The sequence below is a fragment of the Azospirillum sp. VT-I1 genome, from assembly GCF_055698305.1.
Genome location: NZ_CP168807.1, coordinates 157,996 through 176,802, shown reverse-complemented (window position 1 = coordinate 176,802; position 18,807 = coordinate 157,996). Strand labels below are relative to the sequence as shown.

The 18,807-nt window shown below is 71.2% G+C and carries 16 protein-coding genes and 1 pseudogene; 12 read left to right on the top strand and 5 right to left on the bottom strand.

Features of this window, described 5'->3' with window-relative positions; translation table 11 throughout:
• Positions 1 to 12 precede the first annotated feature (12 nt).
• Positions 13 to 645 (top strand): hypothetical protein, encoded by a 633-nt coding sequence (locus AB8P05_RS31925; RefSeq protein ID WP_472762230.1) that lies wholly within the window; start codon positions 13 to 15, stop codon positions 643 to 645.
• Positions 646 to 735: 90 nt separating this feature from the next.
• Here the strand turns inward: AB8P05_RS31925 and AB8P05_RS31920 are convergent, their stop codons facing one another.
• Positions 736 to 1,512, bottom strand: coding sequence for a class I SAM-dependent methyltransferase (locus AB8P05_RS31920; protein ID WP_472762229.1), 777 nt, complete (start codon positions 1,510 to 1,512; stop codon positions 736 to 738).
• A 216-nt stretch (positions 1,513 to 1,728) separates the two neighbouring features.
• On the opposite strand from AB8P05_RS31920, the gene AB8P05_RS31915 reads away from it, so the two are divergent.
• The 3 genes and pseudogenes from AB8P05_RS31915 to AB8P05_RS31905 form a co-directional block, all read left to right on the top strand.
• Positions 1,729 to 2,559, top strand: a complete 831-nt coding sequence (locus AB8P05_RS31915; protein ID WP_472762228.1) for a hypothetical protein — start codon at positions 1,729 to 1,731, stop codon at positions 2,557 to 2,559.
• An 89-nt stretch (positions 2,560 to 2,648) separates the two neighbouring features.
• Entirely contained in the window at positions 2,649 to 2,900 is a 252-nt protein-coding gene (locus AB8P05_RS31910; RefSeq protein ID WP_455176258.1) for a type II toxin-antitoxin system ParD family antitoxin, read from the top strand.
• Positions 2,901 to 2,950: 50 nt separating this feature from the next.
• Positions 2,951 to 3,166: pseudogene (locus tag AB8P05_RS31905) on the top strand (type II toxin-antitoxin system RelE/ParE family toxin); the annotation flags it as partial.
• Between the two features lie 28 nt (positions 3,167 to 3,194).
• Here the strand turns inward: AB8P05_RS31905 and AB8P05_RS31900 are convergent.
• A complete protein-coding gene (locus tag AB8P05_RS31900; protein ID WP_472762227.1) occupies positions 3,195 to 5,000 on the bottom strand; it encodes an O-linked N-acetylglucosamine transferase, SPINDLY family protein in 1,806 nt (601 codons plus the stop codon).
• 8 nt (positions 5,001 to 5,008) lie between these two features.
• The gene (locus tag AB8P05_RS31895; RefSeq protein WP_462620156.1) at positions 5,009 to 5,521 is read right to left on the bottom strand and encodes a D-sedoheptulose-7-phosphate isomerase; all 513 of its coding nucleotides are present in this window, start codon (positions 5,519 to 5,521) and stop codon (positions 5,009 to 5,011) included.
• Between the two features lie 271 nt (positions 5,522 to 5,792).
• Here AB8P05_RS31895 and AB8P05_RS31890 point away from each other — a divergent pair, with 271 nt between their 5' ends.
• The 6 genes from AB8P05_RS31890 to AB8P05_RS31865 all read left to right on the top strand — a co-directional run bounded on the left by AB8P05_RS31890 (position 5,793) and on the right by AB8P05_RS31865 (position 15,796).
• Positions 5,793 to 6,347 (top strand): hypothetical protein, encoded by a 555-nt coding sequence (locus AB8P05_RS31890; protein ID WP_455176262.1) that lies wholly within the window; start codon positions 5,793 to 5,795, stop codon positions 6,345 to 6,347.
• 1,552 nt (positions 6,348 to 7,899) lie between these two features.
• Positions 7,900 to 9,501 (top strand): glycosyltransferase family protein, encoded by a 1,602-nt coding sequence (locus tag AB8P05_RS31885; protein WP_472762226.1) that lies wholly within the window; start codon positions 7,900 to 7,902, stop codon positions 9,499 to 9,501.
• Complete coding sequence (locus tag AB8P05_RS31880) at positions 9,498 to 11,960, top strand: glycosyltransferase family protein (protein ID WP_472762225.1); 2,463 nt, start codon at positions 9,498 to 9,500, stop codon at positions 11,958 to 11,960. Before AB8P05_RS31885 ends, AB8P05_RS31880 begins: the two co-directional genes overlap by 4 nt.
• Positions 11,870 to 12,535: a glycosyltransferase family 4 protein gene (locus AB8P05_RS31875; protein ID WP_472762224.1), complete on the top strand. Its 666-nt coding sequence runs from the start codon at positions 11,870 to 11,872 to the stop codon at positions 12,533 to 12,535. Before AB8P05_RS31880 ends, AB8P05_RS31875 begins: the two co-directional genes overlap by 91 nt.
• Before the next feature lie 388 nt (positions 12,536 to 12,923).
• The gene (locus AB8P05_RS31870) at positions 12,924 to 13,718 is read left to right on the top strand and encodes a M10 family metallopeptidase C-terminal domain-containing protein (protein WP_472762223.1); all 795 of its coding nucleotides are present in this window, start codon (positions 12,924 to 12,926) and stop codon (positions 13,716 to 13,718) included.
• Positions 13,655 to 15,796 carry an Ig-like domain-containing protein gene (locus tag AB8P05_RS31865; protein ID WP_472762222.1) on the top strand — a complete coding sequence of 714 codons (2,142 nt, stop codon included), beginning with the start codon at positions 13,655 to 13,657 and terminating at the stop codon, positions 15,794 to 15,796. The genes AB8P05_RS31870 and AB8P05_RS31865 overlap by 64 nt, the downstream gene beginning before the upstream one ends.
• Positions 15,797 to 15,818: 22 nt before the next feature.
• On the opposite strand, the gene AB8P05_RS31860 is transcribed toward AB8P05_RS31865, so the two are convergent.
• Positions 15,819 to 16,349 (bottom strand): hypothetical protein, encoded by a 531-nt coding sequence (locus AB8P05_RS31860; protein ID WP_472762221.1) that lies wholly within the window; start codon positions 16,347 to 16,349, stop codon positions 15,819 to 15,821.
• Positions 16,325 to 18,055 (bottom strand): site-2 protease family protein, encoded by a 1,731-nt coding sequence (locus AB8P05_RS31855; protein ID WP_472762220.1) that lies wholly within the window; start codon positions 18,053 to 18,055, stop codon positions 16,325 to 16,327. The genes AB8P05_RS31860 and AB8P05_RS31855 overlap by 25 nt, the downstream gene beginning before the upstream one ends.
• 140 nt (positions 18,056 to 18,195) lie before the next feature.
• Here AB8P05_RS31855 and AB8P05_RS31850 point away from each other — a divergent pair, with 140 nt between their 5' ends.
• Positions 18,196 to 18,423: an antitoxin MazE family protein gene (locus AB8P05_RS31850; protein WP_472762219.1), complete on the top strand. Its 228-nt coding sequence runs from the start codon at positions 18,196 to 18,198 to the stop codon at positions 18,421 to 18,423.
• Positions 18,420 to 18,794 carry a type II toxin-antitoxin system PemK/MazF family toxin gene (locus tag AB8P05_RS31845; RefSeq protein ID WP_472762218.1) on the top strand — a complete coding sequence of 125 codons (375 nt, stop codon included), beginning with the start codon at positions 18,420 to 18,422 and terminating at the stop codon, positions 18,792 to 18,794. Before AB8P05_RS31850 ends, AB8P05_RS31845 begins: the two co-directional genes overlap by 4 nt.
• Positions 18,795 to 18,807 lie beyond the last annotated feature (13 nt).

Genomic DNA, 18,807 nt, shown 5'->3' with positions numbered 1-18,807 from the left:
CCCGGGCAGAAGATGGTCGGAGGCTATGTTGACGCCGCTCTGGCCGAACGGTTCCAGGCCTGGGCGCGGCGGACCGACGGTGGCGCCTCGGCTGCGCTGCGGCGGCTCATCATCCAGGCGGTGGATGGCCAGACGCCGGCCGCGCCGCGAGGGGGCGGAACGGGCCATCAGGTCGGTGTCCGGTTCAAGGAGGCCGAGCGCGCTGCCCTGGCCGAGGCGGCCCGGGCGCACGGCACCGGCCCGGCGACCTGGCTGCGCTCGCTGGCCCTGGTGCATCTGACCGGCCGGCCGCAGTGGAACCCGGCGGAGCTGGAGGCGTTACGCGCGGTGTTCCACGAGCTGCGGGCCATCGCAACCAGCCTCGACCGAGGCACCCGCGCGCTGACCCGGGCCGTCGACGCCGGCCTGTGTCCGCCAGACCACCGCGACGCCGCGTGCAAGGCCGGCGATCTCGTCCGGACCGAGATGCGCCGCGTCGTCGCGGTGATGACCGGCAACTTCGACTATTGGGGACTGCCGGATGCCGAGCGCCCGGGGGTGCCGCCGGGGGCGGCGGAGCGTGCCGCAGCCGCGGTCCGTTTGGCCGAGAAGCGCCGGAAGAACCGGCCACGCCGGTTGGCCGCGCGCTGCCGTGAGGACGGGTGATACAGGCGGGCAAGGGGCCGGGGTGACGCTTCGTGGACGCAAGTTGAAGCGGGGCTCGTAGGATTGAACCTCGATTAAAAGATAATGCGATCAGTCACGGGGCTTCGTTCCAATCGCCGCCCAGGAGATCTCGTTGACCCAGGCAAGCCGCACGTCCTCCAGCCTGGCCTGCTTCATCAGCGCCTCCACCTCGTCGCGGCGCCAGTAATTGGCGATCTTCGGCAGCATCTGGTCGAAGACGATGGAGCGCAGATGCGCGAAGTCGAAGCGGCGGATCAGGCGGAAATACTCCAGCCGGTCCAGCCCCAGCCGCAGCGCCAGCCACAGAAGCGCGGTCGGCGGCAGGGACAGCGCATGCACCAGCCCGATCGGCAGGCGGCTGAACAGCGCCTTGCGCAGCGGGTCGGCGAAGCGGACGATCCAGCCGTTGTTCTCGCGGCCATAGACCCAGATCATCACCCGTCCGCCCGGCTTCACCGCGCGCACCATGTTGGCGAGCGCCGTTTCCGGGTGGGCCAGATGGTGGATGACGCCGATGGAGAAGGCGAGGTCGAAGCGCGCCACCTCGTTCAGTTCATAGGCGCTCTGGCGGCGCACCTCCATCGCCGGATGTGGCGCCAGCGTGGCGCGGGCGGAAGCGAGGCTGCGCTCGTCGATGTCGATGGCCAGCCCGCCGGCCGCGCCATAGCTCATCGGCCAGTGGCTGTTGCGCCCCATGCCGCAGCCGACATCGACGAAGTTCAGCCCGCGCCAGTCCTCCGGCGCCATGAAGGGCGTCCAGCGGCGGAACTGCTCCTCGTAGATGTCCTTCAGCTCGGCATAACGGCCCCATTCGTAGCCGAAGCGGTCGGCCGACCCGCTGTGCACCGCGGATGCGGTGTCGGGGGCGGGGAAGAGGGCGGCGCTTCGCTCATCGCGGCGGTCCGGTGTGGTGATGGGGAAGGGCGGGAAAGGAGATGCTATCGGTAGAAGCCGGAGGGCGCGCTTGTCAAGGAAGGGCAATGGGAGCAGGCCGGTTCCTCCCGCCGCCGCGGGCGGCTACCATGCGGTCCCTTCCCGCGAGACGAAGCGTTCCCCGTCCCCATGCCCGACATGCCACTCGACAAGCCCGGCCTGCCCATCCTGTTCGTCCACATCGGCCACAAGGCCGTTCTGGACGTCGCACTGCGGCAGGCGGCGCTTGCCTCGCCCGACAGTCCGGTGATCCTGCTGACCGACGAGATCCGCGACCTGCCTTTTCCGGTCCATCAGGCCGACATCCGCCTCTACACCGGCTCCTACGGCCGTTTCGGCGCGGTGTACGAGCATCTCTCGGTGAATGGCGAGGGGTACGAGGCGATGTGCTACGGGCGCTGGTTCTTCGTGCATGAATTCGCCGTCCGCCACGGGCTCGGCCGTTTCTGCGTGTTCGACAGCGATGTCATGCTCTACCGCCCGGCGGAACATTTCGCCGCACCCTTCGCCGGCCGCATCGCCGGCAACTGGAGCTGGGCCAACTGCTTCGAGGGGCCGGAGGCGCTGGGATACCTGTGCGACCGTTTCGTCGAAATCTTCGCCGACAAGCCGCGGCTGCACGCCCTGGCCGACCGCTTCCGCATCGACGGCAAGCCGCATGTCAGCGACATGCATCTGCTGATGGAGATCGCCGCCGCCGACCCCCGGTTCCTGGAGCAGGGCGGCCTGATCGACCGGGGTTTCGACCACAACATCCGCGACGGCAACCACCGCTTCGCCATGCGCGACGGGCTGAAGGACATCCGCTTCGGCGCCGACGGCATACCGGTCTGCCCCCGCACCGACGGCGGATCGCCGGTTCCCTTCACCTTCCTGCATTTCCAGGGACCGGCCAAGGAGCGGATGGCCGACTTCGCCTGGCCGGCGACGGGAAGGCCCGACGGCAAGGAACAGGCCTGAGTTCAGGGCAAGGGTTGGCAAGGATCGCGCAATATTGACAATCTTTGCCAATCGTCCCAGCTTTCATGCTGAACAGCAGGAGGTGTTCCATGCCCACCATGAACGTCAGCCTTCCTGAAACCCTTGCCAGTTTCGTTGAGCGTCAGGTCGCCGACGGCGGATATGCGTCGCAAAGCGAAGTCGTCAGAGATGCGTTGCGCCTGCTTCATCGGGAAAAGGCCGCGGAACAGGAAAAGCTGGAGATGCTTCGGCGGGCCGTCACCGTCGGGCTCGACGATTGGAGGCAGGGCCGCCTGGACGACCGGCCCATAGAGGACATCCTCGACGGGATCGACGTGTGAGGACCGGGGTGGTCTACCGTGTAACCGACGCGGCGAAGCAGGACTTCAGGATGGTGCTGAGGGAAACGCTGGAGCGGTTCGGAACGCACCAGCGCGAAGCCTACAAGCGCCTGATCGCGAAGGCGGTGACGATGGTCGCCGAGGATCCCGGCCGCGGTGGTTCGCGTGACCGGGGGACTGTCGTCCCGGGACTTCGGGCCTTCCATCTCGAAACGGCGGCGGGCCGACGGGGTGCCGCCTCCCATTTCCTGTACTATGCCGTCGAACGTCCGTCGGACGGACCGGCCAGGGTCATCATCCTGCGGCTGCTGCATGAAAGCATGGAACCGGCCCATCATTTGGCCGAGGCTCCCGATTTCGCTGCAGGCTCCGCCACGGAGTCGGATCAGCCCCCGGCCGCCGCTGATCGCACCATTGCCGCCACATCAGCCGGTAGGCGGTCTCCAGATTGCGCATGAAGCGGGGCTCGTCGCACAGCGCCGACGCCCGCACCCGCTCGCGCATGCCCATGCGCAGCCGCATCAGGCGGGCGAGGTCGCCGGCCAGCTCCGCGGCGACGGCGGCATAGCGGTCCGGGGTGGCGGCGACCAGTTCCGGCAGGCCGATGGCGGTCATCAGGCTGGCGCCGACGCGGGCGGCGTGGCGCCCGCCGGCCAGCGTCACCAGCGGCGCCCCCATCCACAGCGTGTCGCAGGTGGTGATGGTGCCGTTGTAGGGATGCGGGTCCAGCGCGATGTCGATGCGGTTGTAGGCGGCCAGATGCCCGGCGGCGTCCTTGATGAAGCCGACGAGGTCGAGCCGGGCCGGATCGACGCCGGCGGCGGCGAAGCGCGCCCGAAGCCCGGCGGCGGTGCCGGCATCGGACAGCGGCCGGTCCTTCAGCAACAGGCGCGCGTCGGGCACGCGGCGCAGCACCTCGGCCCACAGCGCAACCGTGCCGTCGGTGATCTTCGACAGCTTGTTGAAGGACCCGAAGGTGACGGCCCCGGTGGCGCCGGCCGGCAGCGGCACCACCGGCGGGGCGGAAGCCGGCGGGCGGAAGCACAGGAAGGGAGCCGGCAGCCGGACCAGGGTCTCCACCGCATGACCGTCGGTCGGCCCGATCGGGTCGCTGACCGGATCGACGATGCGGTAATCGACCGAGGCCATGCCGGTGCCGTTGGGATAGCCCAGCCACGTCACCTGCACCGGCGCCGGGCGCAGCGCCAGCATCGGCAGCCGGTTCAGCCCGGAATGGCCGGCAAGGTCGACCAGGATGTCGATGCCGTCGGCGCGGATCTGCGCCGCCAGGGCCTCGTCGTCCAGATGGCCCACAGTGCGCCAGCCGTCGGCCTGCGCCTTGAAGCGGGCGGTGTAGGCGTCGGCGTGGGTGTCCGGCAGGATCGAATAGCAGACGATCTCGAACCGGCCGCGGTCGGCGGCGTCGAACAGGGGCGTCAGGAAATAGGCGCCGAGATGCTCGCGGAACTCGACCGACAGATAGCCGATGCGCAGCCGCTTCTCCGGATCGGGCGTGTTGGCGTGCGGCACGGCGGGCCGGGCATTCCCGCCCGTCCCGTCACCGAACCGCTCGTCGAAGCGCCGGTGTTCGGCCAGCAGGCGCTCGCCGGACAGGTCGAGATAGTTGAGGCACAGCAGCCGTTGGCTGGCGACGCGCGGGTCGTCGGGCTTCAACGCCTCGGCCCGGTCGAACAGGGCGGCGGCCTCGGCGGCCTCGCCCCGCATCTGCCGGGTCACGCCCAGGTTGAACCACAGCCCGGCGCTCTGCCGCGGTTCCAGCCGGATCGCTCGTGTCCAGCAGCGCACCGCCTCGTCCAGCCGGTCGCCGAAGGCGGCGCTGCCCAGCCCGACCCAGGGCTTGTCATAGTCCGGCCGCAGCGCCAGGGCGTTGCGCAGCGCCGCCGCCGCCTCGGCCGGGCGCTTCAGATCGGCCAGGATGATGCCCAGGTTGTTCCACAGGTCGGCGGCCGTGCGGTCCTGGTCCAGCAGGCCGCGGTAGAGGGACGCCGCCTCTTCCAGCCGTCCTGCGCCGAAAGCGTCCAGAGCCTGGCGCTTCAGCGCGTCCCGGCTGTTCCGGACATCCTGGGTGGGCGGGATCATGGACGGGGTCAGGCCAGCCGGGCTTCGACCTGCTCGCACAGGTAATGGTAGAGGCAGATGTGGACCTGCTGGATCAGCGGGGTCGAGCGCGACGGCACGTCGAGCAGGATGTCGCTCAGGGCCGCCATCTTGCCGCCGCCCTCGCCGGTCATGGCGATGGTGGTCATGCCCAGGCTCTTCGCCACCTCGAAGGCGGCGATCACGTTGCGCGAGTTGCCGCTGGTGGAGATGCCGAGGATGACGCCGCCCGGCTCGCCATAGGCCTCGGTCTGGCGCGAGAAGACGGTGTCGTAGGAATAATCGTTGCTCCAGGCGGTCAGCACCGCCGGGTTGGAACTGAGGCAGATCGCCTTGAGCCCGCGCCGCTCCTTCAGGAAGCGGCCGACCAGCTCGCCGGTGATGTGCTGGGCGTCGGACGCCGAGCCGCCGTTGCCGCAGACCAGCAGCGCCCTGTTGGCGCCGAGTGCCGCGGTGACCGCCGCGACCGCGGCCTCCATCCGGGCCGGATCCAGGCTGTCCATGGTCCGTTGCAGGACATCGATGGCGGCGGAGAGGCAACCGTGCAGCGAGGGGGCGTGGGAGTCCATGGGCGGGATACCTTTGCGTGACCGATGGTGCGCTTCGGCGGTGACGGGAAAAGGCCGGGACCCCGTGCGCAGCGGCCAGTGCATCCTATGGATCGCAGGGCCTGTCAACTCCAAGCCGCGCAATGACGGCTTTTCCACGCCGCGCGAAAAGCTTACCTTCCGTCCGGTGTCCCGGCGACCGGGGCGGAGATGCCAAGGGTGGCCAATGACGACGCGGACGGTCCGGCTGGGCCCCCTCAGCGTGAAGATGTATTGCGCGATCGGCATGATCGCCGTGTCCTGGGCTCAGCTCGAGGACATGGTGTCGCTGTGCATCTCCCGGCTGCTCGGCGCCGACCACACCGACTTCCTGCCCATCGCCTCCAACATGCAGGTCAAGGCCCGCTTCGACGCCCTGAAGTCCATCGCCGGCCTGCGCCTGCCGCCCGAGGAGGCCAAGGCCCTGATCGCCCGCTGCGACGAGGCGCTGGAGCTGGGGCGGGAGCGCAACAAGATCCTGCACGGCTCCTGGATCCAGGGTGAGACCGACGACGTGGCCATCCGCCTGAACTACCGCGCCCACGGACGCATCTCGGCCGACGCCCCGGTCATCTCCGCCCGCGAGATCGCCGAGATCAGCGACCGCATCACCATGCTGACCGAAGGCTTCGCCCAGACCCTGCAGCGCCTGGGCCTGTTCGACCCCCGGAACCCGATGCGCAACCCGGCGCGCGGACCGGTGAACGAGACGGCCAAGCCGCCGGAAACGGCGGCGGATTGACCATCTCTACCGCCAAGCCCCCTACCGCCACGCCTCGAACGGCACCAGTCCGCGGTTGCCCTCCGCGGGGTGGAGCAGCAGGCGGGGGAGGGGTTCAGGGCGGCGGCGGTGGCGGCGAAGGCCCCCGTGCTGATCGCCAGGATGTCGGCCCGCATCATCACGTGGAAATCCTGCAGATACTCCAGCCCCTCCCAGCGGACCGGGAAGTCGGCCGGGGTGGTCGGGTTGAAGCGGGCGAATTCGGGGACCACGCTCGGCTCGTCGGTGGCGACGAACAGCACCGGGTCCTCCAGCGTCGGCCACAGCCCGTCCAGCCAGTCCAGATAGAGCGACAGCGGCGTGTAGTCCCGGTTCCACCAGTCGGTCTGGCGGATGTGCACGGCGACCAGCGTGCGGCCGCGCCGGCGCAGCGCCTCCACCGGCGGTTCCAGGAAACGGTTCCAGCAGGGGCGCGGCGTCAGCCAGGACAGGATGTCGGCCCGCCGCTCCTTCAGCATCGCGTTGACCGGCGAGCCGCCCAGGAACAGGTCGCGGTCGCGGAAGGGGTCGGCAACCCGCTCGTCGAAGCCGCGGGCGAAGTCCTTGCGCTGCCGCAGCCAGCCCTGGAACTCCGGCAGCACCGACGGGTCCAGCCGCGGATCGTCGAGGGAGAAGAAGGCATGCCCGACCCAGTCGGGGGTCAGGAACTCCATCCCGTACTTCTCGGCATAGAGCCGGACGGCGACATACTCGTTCACCGTCTGGGCGAAGCGCCCATAGGAGCCGAGCGAGGCCATGGTCAGGCGGGGGCGGTCGCGCCGCATCTCCCGCCGCCGGTTCCAGCCCATCCCGTCCCCCGGCGGCAGCGAGCGCTCGAAACACATCAGCGAATAGGCGATGTAGGAGGGCGAGTGGTTGCCCTTCAGCGCGACGGAGCGCTGCAGCAGCGCAAAGGCGCCGTCGGCGTCGCCCCTGGCCCGGCGCACCTCGGCCAGTCCGGCCATCGCCTCGGCATAGTCGGAGCGCCCCTGGATGGCACAGTCGAAAGCCAGCTCCGCCCGGTCGAGATGTCCGCACAGCAACAGCGCCATCCCGAGATGATAAAGGGTGTCGACCGAGCCCGGATCGCGGCGCAGCGCCTCCCCCAGGATCGGCACGGCTCTCGCCGGCTCGCGGTTCTTGTGGACCGATATGCCCTGAACCAGCAGGGCGTGGGCGTTGCCGGGATCGGCGGCGAGGATGCGGCCGCAGATGTCCTCGCTGATGTCGAGCCAGCCGGAATTGCAGTAGTCGAGCGCCTGCCGGACGGCGTCGGGAACCGGCAGCCGCTGCCCCGGCAGGGTTTCGATCTGGATGGGAGCGGCGATTTCGGCGGAGGCAACCATAAAAGGGTACCCGGAAAGGAGAGCTGCGGTTGCCCTGACTTGCACCGGCACTGGCCGGAGGGTCAAGCTGCCTTGTTGCAAGGCTCGGCGATTTCACCGATCTTCCTCCGCCGTCCGGCTCCCCCGATCCGGATGCCCGACCCGCCGCCCGCCCGTCTATTCTCCGGTTCCGGAACAGCGCCCGCGCCATGATCTCGATCCACGACACCCTGACCCGGGCCGTCGGCCTGCACCAGGCCGGCGAGAGCGACCGGGCGGTGACGCTCTACCGCAGCATCCTGGCGGTCGAGCCGGCACAGGCCGATGCGCTCCATCTGCTTGGACTGCTGAGCCGCCGTCCCGACCCCTCGCGCGGGGTGGCGCTGGTGAACCGCGCCCTGCGGCTGGTGCCGGCCCATGCCGGCGCCCTGTTCAACCAGGCCGGCACCCTGACGCAGATGGGCCGGCTGGAGGCGGCCATGGCCCATTTCCGCCGCAAGCTGGAGGTGGACCCGGATTGCGGCATGACGCTGTCGCGTCTGGGCACGGAAGCGCTCGCCTGCGGGCGGATCGACGAGGCCGAACGGCTGCTGCGCCGCGCCGCCGCGATGGAATCCGGCAGCGGCGTGCCGGCTCCCCGGCTGCGCTGCGCCCTGGAGCGCTGCGCCACCGCCCGCGCGATCCGCGACGATGCCGCGGACCCCTCCCTGCCGCCGGGGCTGGTGGTGCGCGGCGTGTTCCGCGACAGCAGCGGCTACGCCTATGCCGTCCGCCGCTTCGTCCAGGAACTGGTGGCGGCCGGGATCCGCGTCCGGCTGGTCGACCTGAACTATGGCGATCCCGACAACCTGCCGGACGACCAGATCGACCCGCTGCTGCTCTCGCTCGACCGGCCGGTGCGGGCCAAGGCGGTGCTGACCGTCACCACCCCGCCGGCGGTGGAAGCCGTTCCAGGCCTGAAAACCATCAATTTCAGCATGTTCGAGGCGGTCGACATCCCGCCTCTGTGGGCGGGCCTCAGCCGGCGCCACGACCATGTGGTGGTCGCCACCGACTCCTCCCGCACGGCCTGGCTGCGCGCCGGCCACCCGCAGGAGCGGGTCCACATCTGCCCCGCCGGGGTGGAGACGGTGGACGCCGCGGGCGTCGCCCCCGCCGTCATCGTCGACAGCCTGGGCCGCCGGCTGGCCGATTACCCGGTGCGGGTCCTGAACGTCTCCGACTTCAACGACCGCAAGAACCTGGACGGGCTGCTGCGGGTCTGGCTGCGGACGACGCGGACGGAGGACCGGGCGGCCCTGCTGCTGAAGGTCGGCAAGGCCGGCGGGGTTTCCGACGGCATGCGCGACCTGCTGGCCCGGGTGTCGGCGCAGACCGGCCGGACGCTGGAACAGGCGGCACCGGTCTTCCTGGTCGAAGGCAAGCTGTCGGATGCGGAGATGATGTCGCTCCATGCCGCCTCGACCCATTACTGGAGCATGTCGCACGGCGAGGGCTGGGACCTGCCGATGGCCCAGGCCGGGGCGATGGGGCTGACCCTGCTGGCGCCCGACCACAGCGCCTACCAAGCCTATCTGGACGGGCGGGTGGCGCACATGATCCCCAGCGCCGTCACCCCCGGCATCGGCGCCTATGCCGGCCGGAACTGGTGGAGCCCCGACGAGGGCGAGGCCGCCCGGCTGCTGCGCGCGGTCATCGACGACCCCGCCGGCACCCGCCGCTCGGCGCAGGCCCACCTGCTGGAGCATTTCAGCTGGCAGGCCGCCACCCGCCGGCTGATCGCCCTGCTGCGGGAGCTGGACGCGCTGTGACCATCCCGCCCCCGCCCGTCCGCGGCCTGCCCGATCCCGTCACCCTCTTCTGCTGCCTGGCCCCGCCTGAGTACTACCGCCGTCCGCTGTTCTCGGAGCGGGAGGTGTTCTGCGGGCCCGACTGCCCGACGGTGGAGACCGGCGACGGCTTCGCCTCGCTGAACACCCCGCCGGGCGAATACGACCTGACGGCCATCGTCGCCCGGCTGCCGGCGCACCAGCGCCCGGAGCTGATCGTGGTGAAGGCCGACGCCACCCGGCGCAATCTTCCGCGCGGTCTGGACCGGCTGCCGGGCACCAAGGTCCTCCTGGTCGGCGACACCCACCATTTCGCCAGCCCCCTGCGCACGCTGCTGGCCTACGGCACGATGGAGCGCTTCGACGCGGTGATGCTCGACCACACCCGCCAACACGCCCATGCCTTCCTGGAGGCGGGGTTCGAGCGGGTCTACTGGATCCCGGCGGTCGACTATGCGCTGCGCCGGCGCGACATCCCGGCGGACGCCCAGTTCCCCCTCACCTTCGTCGGGCAGATCGGCGCCTTCCATCCCTGGCGGCGCCATGTTCTGGACCGGCTGATCGCTGCCGGGCTGCCGCTGCTGGGCATGCGCGCCGAACCGGAACGGGCTGCCGACGTCTATGCCGCCTCGCGGGTCACGCTGAACGTCTCGCTGAACGGCGACCTCAACCTGCGCGTCTTCGAGGCGCTGGGCGCCGGCGGCTTCCTGCTGACCGACGCGCTGTCGGAGGAGGCCGGGCTGGAGCGCTGCTTCACCCCCGGCCGCCATCTCGCCACATACCGGTCCCCGGACGAGCTGGTGGAGCTGGCCCGCCATTACCTCGACCACCCCGGGGAGGCGATGGCGATCCGCCGGGCCGGACAGGCCCATCTGCTGGAATTCCACAGCCCGCAGGTCAAGCGCGCCCAGTTCTTCGACGCCGTCTTCGACGACCGCGTCGATCCGGTGCTGGAGGTGCGCGGGGAGCGGCGCGGGCTGCCGGCCCTGCCGGTCCAGGGCGCCGGCTTCCGCAACCGCCTCGCCGCCTACGAGGCGCTGCAGCGGCTGCAATTGACGGCATCGCGGCTGACCGTCCATGCCGGCGGGGAGGAGGACGGCTTCGCCTCCGACCTGCGCCTCCTGGCCCGCGACCTGCCGCGGGTGGCGTTCGCGGCCCCCGGCCTGCCCCCCGAACCGGCCATCCTGCCGATGCCGCCATCCGCCGATCAGGCCGCCGATCAGGCCGCCGGCCGGGTGCGGGACGACGCGGTGACCCTGCTGCCCTGGCCGGACCGGGCGGAGACCGACCGCCGGATGGCCGGGCTGCCCGGCGCCTCCGTCCTCTGTCCCACCGCTTCGTCGCGCGACCATGCCGCGGCGGCGGCCCATCTGGCCGGCTGGGGCTTCGTGCCGACCGAACCCGGGGGCATCCTGTTCCAGTGCGCGGACGTCCTGCGCTATGCCGCCCGCTCGCTGTCCGACCCGGCCCTGGCGGCGGGACTGGCGCCGGCCCTGCGGCATGACCGCCTCGCGGCGCTGGAGCCGATGCTGCGCACCGCCGACCAGATGATCGGCGTCGCCCGGCTGGCCCTCCGTTTCGGCGAAAACGCCCTGGCGGAGCGGCTCCTGCTGCGCGGCGTCGGGCTGGACCGCCAGCAGCCGGACGCGCTCGCCGGGCTGGCCCGCCTGTGCGCGGCGGACGGCCGTCCGGCGGAGGCCGCGATCCATCTCGACGAGGCCCGCCGGGCCGCCCGTCTTGCCGGCTTGCCCGATCCGGCGCCCGACCTCCCCGCCGCCGGGTTCGACGCCGCCGGCGGCCATCCGGAGCTGGAGCGCCACCGCGCGCTGTTCCGGCAGGCGACGGTCCCCTCGACCGGGCGGCCCCGCCGCATCCTGGTGGTCACCAACCTGTTCCCGCCGCAGGAGTTCGGCGGCTATGGCCGCAAGCTGTGGGAGTTCTCGGCCGAGCTGATCCGCCGCGGCCACGCGGTGAAGGTGCTGACCGCCGACATGCCCGAGCTTGCCCGGCCCGGCATGGCCGGGACCGAGGACATCGAGCGGCATGTCGACCGTTCGCTGACCCTGTATGGATACTGGAAGGACGGCCGCGCCTTCACCCACGACGATCCGGCCCGTTGCGCCGCGCTGATCCGCGACAACATCCGCCGCGTGCTGGAGACCGCCCGCGATTTCCGTGCCGAGGCCTGTCTGGTCGGCAACCTCGACATGCTGGCGGCCGAGTTCCTCGATCCGCTGACCCGGCAGATGGGCGTGCCGGTGCTGCACTGCCTGGGCAACCAGCATCCCGGCTACCCGCCGGAGGCCACTCCGCGCTCCCCCTCTACCGCGCCGGGCCGGCCAGCGGCTGGGTGGCGGAGCGGCTGGCGGCCGGCGGCTACGGCGTGCCGGCCACCGTCATCCATCCCGGTGCCCGCGTCGATTACTTCCACCGCGCGGTGATGCCGGCGACCGACCGGCTGCGCATCGCCTTCGCCAGCCTGTTCGTGAACTACAAGGGGCCGCAGACGCTGGTCAACGCGCTTGCGATCCTGCACCGCGACGGCATCGACTTCGACTGCACCTTCGCCGGGGAGGCGCCGGACGCCGATCTGGCCGCCCGCTGCCGCGACTTCGTGGAGCGCCACGGCATGGCCGGCAAGGTGCGCTTCACCGGCTTCCTCGACCGCCGCGGCCTGTCCGGCCTGTTCGCCCGCTGCAACGTGCTGGTCTTCCCCAGCGTCTTCCAGGAGCCGTTCGGCATCTCGCAGGTGGAGGCGATGGCCGCCGGCCTGACCGTGGTCGGCAGCGGCACCGGCGGCAGCGGCGAGGTGCTGCGCGACGGCGTCGACGGCCTGCTGTTCAAGGCGGAAGACCACGAGGCGCTCGCCGACCGCCTGCGCAGCCTGGTCGGGGACCGCGCCGCCTGGCAGCGCATGGCCCTGTCCGGCCGCGACCGCGCCCGCGACTTCACCGTCGCCCGGTCCGTCGACCGCATCGAGGCGGTGTTCGAGGACCTGATCGCGCAGAAGGCATGAGCGTGGAGAAGACCCGCGGCGGCGTGGCCGGTGAGAAAAAGGTCCGGGTTTCCCTCCCCTTTCGATTGGGGAATGAAAGGTTGTAGAGTGGAAAAGTCGCAGCCCGCGGCGTGGGTTTCCTTCCGGCCATGACGATCACCATCTCCGACCTGTCCGACGCCCCGGCCGGCTCTCCGGTTGCCCCCCGGTTGCTCCAGTACCCGCCTGTTCCTGCCTGCTGTGCAGCGCCGCCGGCTGGAGCGCAGCACCCATCGCCGCAGGACCGGACCCGCAGGGGAGCCAGCCGCAGGGCGCCTCCTTCGCCACCATTTCGACCCTGCTGGCGCCGGGGACGCCGCGCTGGGGCGGCGGTGCCGTCGGCAGCGGGGCGACGGTCAGCTACAGCTTCATGGAGCAGGCGCCCTCCTACGCCTACGCCTCGGACAGGACCGGCTTCGCACCGCTGTCCGCCGCCCAGCGCGATGCGGTGCGGCAGGCTTTCGCCGCCTGGACCGCCGTCGCCAACATCTTCTTCGTGGAGACCTCCGACAGCGCCAACGGCGGGCAGGGCGGGTCGATCCGCCTCGGCACCAACCGGCAAAGCTCCAGCGCCGCCTACGCCTATTATCCGACCGGATCGCTCTATGACGGCGGCGGCGACATCTATCTTTCCAACAGCAGCACGACCAACGCCAGCCCGACGCCGGGCAGCTACGGCTATCTGACCATCCTGCACGAGATCGGGCACGCCATCGGGCTGAAGCATCCCGGCAACTACAACGCCACCGGCGGCGGCGGCGAGGCGCCCTATCTGCCTTCGGCCGAGGACAATTACCGCTACACGATCATGTCCTACAACCGGCACCCCAGCCTGGGCCTGAACGGGCTGGCGACGGGACCGGCGCTGTACGACATCGCGGCGGTCCAGTACCTGTACGGCGCCAACACCGCCACCCGCATCGGCGACGACCGCTATGCCTTCGCCAGCAACACGGTCGCGGTCTCCCAAGCCATCTGGGATGCCGGCGGCACCGACACCATCGATGCGGGCGGGCAGGCATCGGCCGTCACCATCGACCTGACGGCGGGCGCCTTCAGCTCCATCGGTCCCAACGGGTCGGGGGGCGGGCGGTGGACAATGTGGCGATCGCCGCCGGCGTCACCATCGAGAACGCCGTCGGCGGCAGCGGCAACGACATCCTGATCGGCAATTCCGCCAACAACCTGCTGACCGGCGGAGCGGGCGACGACACGCTGACCGGCGGGGCCGGCGACGACACGCTGCAGGGCGGCGGCGGCACCGACACCGCGGTCTACAACGGCAGCCGCGCCTCCTACACCGTCACCGTCACCGCCGACGGCGCCACCATCTCCGGCGGCGGCGAGGGCACCGACACGCTGACCGACGTCGAATACGCCCTGTTCGCCGACATCCGCATCAGCCTGCTGCCTCCGGCGGTCACCGCCCGGACCGGCCGGGTTTCCATCGGCTCCTCGATCAGCCTCGCCAGCCTTGTGACGGCGGCTGATCCGGCCGGCGGCCTCGTTACCCAGTATGAGCTGGTCGACAACACCCAGGGCGCCGGCTCCATCATGGTCGGCGGGGTGGCTCAGGCCACGGGCGCCGTGGTCGCGCTGAGCGCCGCGGCCTTCGCCGGCGTCACCTTCGCCGCCTCCAGCCTGACCAGCACCGACGAGCTGTCGGTGCGCGCCTACAACGGCGTGGCCTGGAGCCGCTGGATCGGCTTCACCGTCGCCTCGCGCCCGGCCAACCGGCCGCCGGCCATCCAGGGCGACAAGACCCTGACCGTCCTGGAAGGCGGGCCGGTCGTCGCCCTCGGCATCGACCGGCCGAGCGACCCGGACGAAGGCGACGCCATGACGGTGACGCTGGCCCGGCTGCCGGCCGCCGGCACGCTCCGTCTGGCCAACGGCACCGCCGTCACCGCCGGGATGACGCTCGGCACGGCCGATCTGGCCGGCCTGACCTATCAGGCGCCAGCCGGCACCCCGGCGTCGCCGGGCTCCTTCGCCTACACCGTCACCGACAGCCAGGGCGCGGTCAGCGGCCAGACCGTCACCTTGCGGGTGACCACGCTGGCCGAGACGATGGCCGGCTTCGATCCGCTGGCCTATCTCGCCTCCAACCCCGATCTGGCCGCCGCCTTCGGCACCGACGAGGCCGCCGCGCGCGAGCATTACCTGCGCGCCGGCCGGGCGGAGGGGCGGGCGACCCGGTCCTTCGACCCGCTCTCCTACCTTGCCGCCAATCCGGATCTGGCGGCGACCTTCGGTACCGACCCCGCGGCGGCGAGCCGGCATTATCTGGCGCTGGGCCGGCGGGAAGGCCGGTCGGCCGGCAGCTTCGACCCGCTGGCCTATCTGGCCGCCAACCCCGATCTCGCCGCCGTCTTCGGCACCGACGCGACGGCCGCCACCCGCCATTACCTGTCCAGCGGCCAGCGGGAGGGGCGCAGCACCCGGTTCGACGGCTACGGCTATCTGGTGTCGAACCCGGATCTGGCGGCGGCCTTCGGGCTGGATCCGGCGGCGGCGGCCCGCCATTACGTGACCGCCGGCCGGACCGAGGGGCGCGGCATCACCTTCGACCCGCTGGCCTATCTGGCCGCCAACCCCGACCTTGCCGCCGCCTTCGGCACCGACACCGCCCGGGCGGGCGGCCATTACCTGTCCAGCGGCCGGCGCGAGGGGCGCGGCACCAGCTTCGACACGCTCTCCTATCTGGCGGCGAACCGCGACCTCGCCGCCGCCATCGGCAACGATCCCGTCCGGGCGCAGGAGCATTACATCCGCTCCGGCCGGCTGGAGAACCGCCCCACCAGCTTCAACACCCGCGATTACCTGCTGGCCAACCCGGAGCTGCTGAGCGTCTTCTCGGGCAGCGACCAGCAGGTGAAGCTCTATGTCGTCCTCTACGGCAACACGCCCCGGCGCGACGCCGCCGGCTTCGATGCGCTGAGCTATCTGGCCGCCAACCCGGATCTGGCGGCAACCTTCGGCACCGACACCGCGGCCGCCACCGCCCATTACCAGTCCACCGGCCAGGCGGACGGGCGTCCGACCCGGTTCAACGCGCTCGCCTACCTGATGGCCAACCCCGACCTGAGCGCCGCCTTCGGCAGCGACCAGCAGCAGGCGCTGGTCCACTTCATCCGGCATGGCCGCAACGAGCCGCGCCCCAACCCGATCGGCTACGTCCGCCCGCAACCGGCCGGGTTCGCCATGGCCGGCGACGGGCTGCTGGCGGTGGGGATGGGGTAGGCGGCAGGCTGCTGTCGACCGGTCAGAAGCCCGTCTCGCGGATCAGCACCGATGCGGCCACGCGCCAGAAGCGTTCGGCGATGCTGCGGGCTTCGCCGGCCACGCGGACGATGCCGCGGGTGACGCGCTCCGGCCCCTCCTGCACGCCGCCTGTGCCGGCCGGCTCGATGTTTGCCGGCCCGACGTCCAGGGTGATGCGGTAGACCGCCTCCACCGGGGCGAGCGCGCTGCGTCCGGCCCCGCCATGCGGCTGGCCCGGCTGCGGTCCCGCCTGTCCCTCCACCGCCACCGGACCGCCATTGACCGAGGCGAGCGCCGGCACGTCCAGGACCGACACGGCGACCGGATCGACCGCGCGCACCCGCGCCGCAAGCCGGGGGGCGAGAGGGTCGTCCGGATGGAACTCCGCCCCGGCACCCGGGCTCAGCCGGTCGAAATCGCCCTCGCCGACATAGCCGACCAACTCGCCGCTGCCCGGCGCCACCACCATCGCCAGCGGCAGCTTCGGCCCGATCCAGCGGCCGGGGGTCAGCGCGTCCTCCATGTCGCGCACGGTGCCCGACAGGGGGAGCGCACCACCAGCCGCTCGCGGCTGTCGAGAAGCCCCTGCCGCTCGGCCATGGCGGCGGCCAGATCCTCCTCCATCGCCCGCACGCGGTCGAGCTGCTCGCGGCTGGCGGTCAGGCGGGCGATCTGCTCCTGCATCCAGTCGATGCGCAGTTCGGCCTGCCGCAGCTTGCCCTCCAGGTCGGGGGCGGTCAGGCGGAACAGCGGCTCGCCCTCCACCACGCTCTGGCCGCGGGCGACCAGCGTCTCCTCCAGCCGGGCGGGGAAGGGGGCGTAGACGGTGGCGAAGCCGGACGCCCGCCAGACCACCGGCACCGATACGGTGCTGGTCACCGGCAGCAGGGTGAGCCCGACCGCCGCCGCCAGCCCGGCCAGCGTCAGCCCGGTGCGCAGGTTGACCCGGAAGCGGTCGCGCAAGGACCACCAGGCCTTCACCTCGTGCAGCAGGGGCCGGGCGATGAACCAGCCGATCTCGATCACGAACAACAGGATCCCCAACACCTTGATGGCGACGTGGTAGACCAGCAGCGCGATGCCGAGGAACAGCACCAGCCGGTACACCCAGGTGACGTAGGAATAGACCAGCAGGATGCGGCGGCGCGCCGCCGGCATCTCCTCCGGCGGGGCCATGCCCAGGCCGAACAGCCATTCCCGCAGCTTCCAGCGCGCCATGGCGAAACCGCGCTCCTGCAGGTTGGGCACGTCCAGCGCGTCGGACAGCAGGTAATAGCCGTCGAAGCGCATGAAGGGGCTGAGATTGATCGCCAGCGTGGTGATCCAGCTGACCGTCGCCAGGAAATAGGCGGCGCTGCGCAGAGGCCCGTCGGGCAGGAAGCTCCAGGCCAGGGTGGCGAAGACCGCAATCGTCAGCTCGGTCAGCATGCCGGCCGCCCCCACCGCCAGCCGCTGCCGGCGCGAGACCAGCCTCCAGGCGTCGGTGGTGTCGGTGTAGAGCACCGGCCACATCACCAGGAAGGCCACCCCCATGGTCGGCACCCGGCAGCCGTAGCGCTTGGCCGTGTAGGCATGCCCCAGCTCGTGGCAGATCTTGGTGCCCAGCAGCGTGACGCCGTAGAGCGCCAACCCTTCGGGCGAGAAGAAATGCTGGAAGGTGTGCAGGAAGGCGTCCCACTGCCGCGCCACCAGCAGCCCGGCCAGCACCGCGGTCAGCAGCACCAGGACCAGCCAGGCCCGGCTGTAGAAGGGCGCCACCAGCCCCACCGTCGCCGACAGGAAACGGTCGGGCCGCACCAGCGGGATGCGGAAGAACAGGTAATTGTGGACCAGCCACCAGAACCAGCCGGTCTTCCGCGCCGCCGCCTGACGCGCCAGGAAGGCGGTGTCGGCGGTGACGGTCAGGTTGTTGCCCGCCAGGAACTGGTAGAAGCCCATCACGTCGTCGGCCGTCGGCTCGAACAGGCTTTCCTCCGCCACCGCCGCGGCGATGGCGCGCGGGTTGGCGTGGTGCCAGTGCGCGATCAGCGCGAAGGCCTCCGGCCCGATGCGGAAATAGCGGTTGCGCACCGGATCGTGGATGGTCCAGCCCGGCGCCCCGTCCTGCCCCGCCGGCGCCGGCAGCAGGGCCAGATCGTCGCGCAATCCAGGCAGCCGCAGGGACGCCAGCGGATCGGCCGGGGCGGCGGCGCGAAGGTTGGCGGCGGGACCGGCGGGGGGCGTGAGGGCGATGGACACGGGAGGACGGCGTCCTTTTCGGGAAAGCGGGTCAGAAATGGCATGGGGCAGTGGAGGGAAGGCGGCACCGGGCCTGCATCGCCGTTGACGGTGCGGGCGAAAGGGCCCAGGTTACATGTAACCGATGACAGGAGCCCGCCATGCCGGCAATCCGCCGAAGCTCGCGCGAGAAGGTGAAGGCGCACCGTGCGCGGCTTCGGGCGCAGGGGCTGCGTCCGGTGCAGATTTGGATCCCCGACGTCCGCAGCCCGGCCTTCGTCGCCGAAGCTCTGCGCCAGTCCCTGGCCGTCGCCCGCAGCCCGCGGGAGGCCGACGACCAGGGCTTCGCCGATGCCGCTGGCTGGGGATCGCTGGATGACGGGGAATGAAGCGGGGCGAGATCTGGACGGTGGCCGGCGGGGCCGATTATGCGGGAAAGCCGCGGCCGGTCGTCATCCTGCAGGACGACCGTTTTTCCGGCACCGCCTCGGTCACCGTCTGCCCCTTCACGACCGATCCGACCGACGCACCGCTGTTCCGCCGGCTGGTCGAGCCGACCGGCGGCAACGGCCTGACCCAGCCATCCCGCATCATGACGGACAAGATCATGACGGTCCCGCGGGCCAAGGTCGGGCATCGGATCGGCGTGCTCGAAGCCGCCCATCTGGCCTGGATCGGCAAGGCCGTCCTCGTGTTCCTGGGCTTGGCCGGAGGCGGCTTTCCCGAGGAGGAGGCATCCGGTCAGGCTCCTGCCGACTGACGGAGAGGGCGGG

Coding starts and splice junctions, on each gene's coding strand:
- AB8P05_RS31925 (WP_472762230.1), top strand. CDS start 13: ATGGTCGGAGGCTATGTTGACGCCGCTCTGGCCGAACGGTTCCAGGCC.
- AB8P05_RS31915 (WP_472762228.1), top strand. CDS start 1,729: ATGCCCGACATGCCACTCGACAAGCCCGGCCTGCCCATCCTGTTCGTC.
- AB8P05_RS31910 (WP_455176258.1), top strand. CDS start 2,649: ATGCCCACCATGAACGTCAGCCTTCCTGAAACCCTTGCCAGTTTCGTT.
- AB8P05_RS31900 (WP_472762227.1), bottom strand. CDS start 5,000: ATGATCCCGCCCACCCAGGATGTCCGGAACAGCCGGGACGCGCTGAAG.
- AB8P05_RS31895 (WP_462620156.1), bottom strand. CDS start 5,521: ATGGACAGCCTGGATCCGGCCCGGATGGAGGCCGCGGTCGCGGCGGTC.
- AB8P05_RS31890 (WP_455176262.1), top strand. CDS start 5,793: ATGACGACGCGGACGGTCCGGCTGGGCCCCCTCAGCGTGAAGATGTAT.
- AB8P05_RS31885 (WP_472762226.1), top strand. CDS start 7,900: ATGATCTCGATCCACGACACCCTGACCCGGGCCGTCGGCCTGCACCAG.
- AB8P05_RS31870 (WP_472762223.1), top strand. CDS start 12,924: ATGGAGCAGGCGCCCTCCTACGCCTACGCCTCGGACAGGACCGGCTTC.
- AB8P05_RS31850 (WP_472762219.1), top strand. CDS start 18,196: ATGCCGGCAATCCGCCGAAGCTCGCGCGAGAAGGTGAAGGCGCACCGT.
- AB8P05_RS31845 (WP_472762218.1), top strand. CDS start 18,420: ATGAAGCGGGGCGAGATCTGGACGGTGGCCGGCGGGGCCGATTATGCG.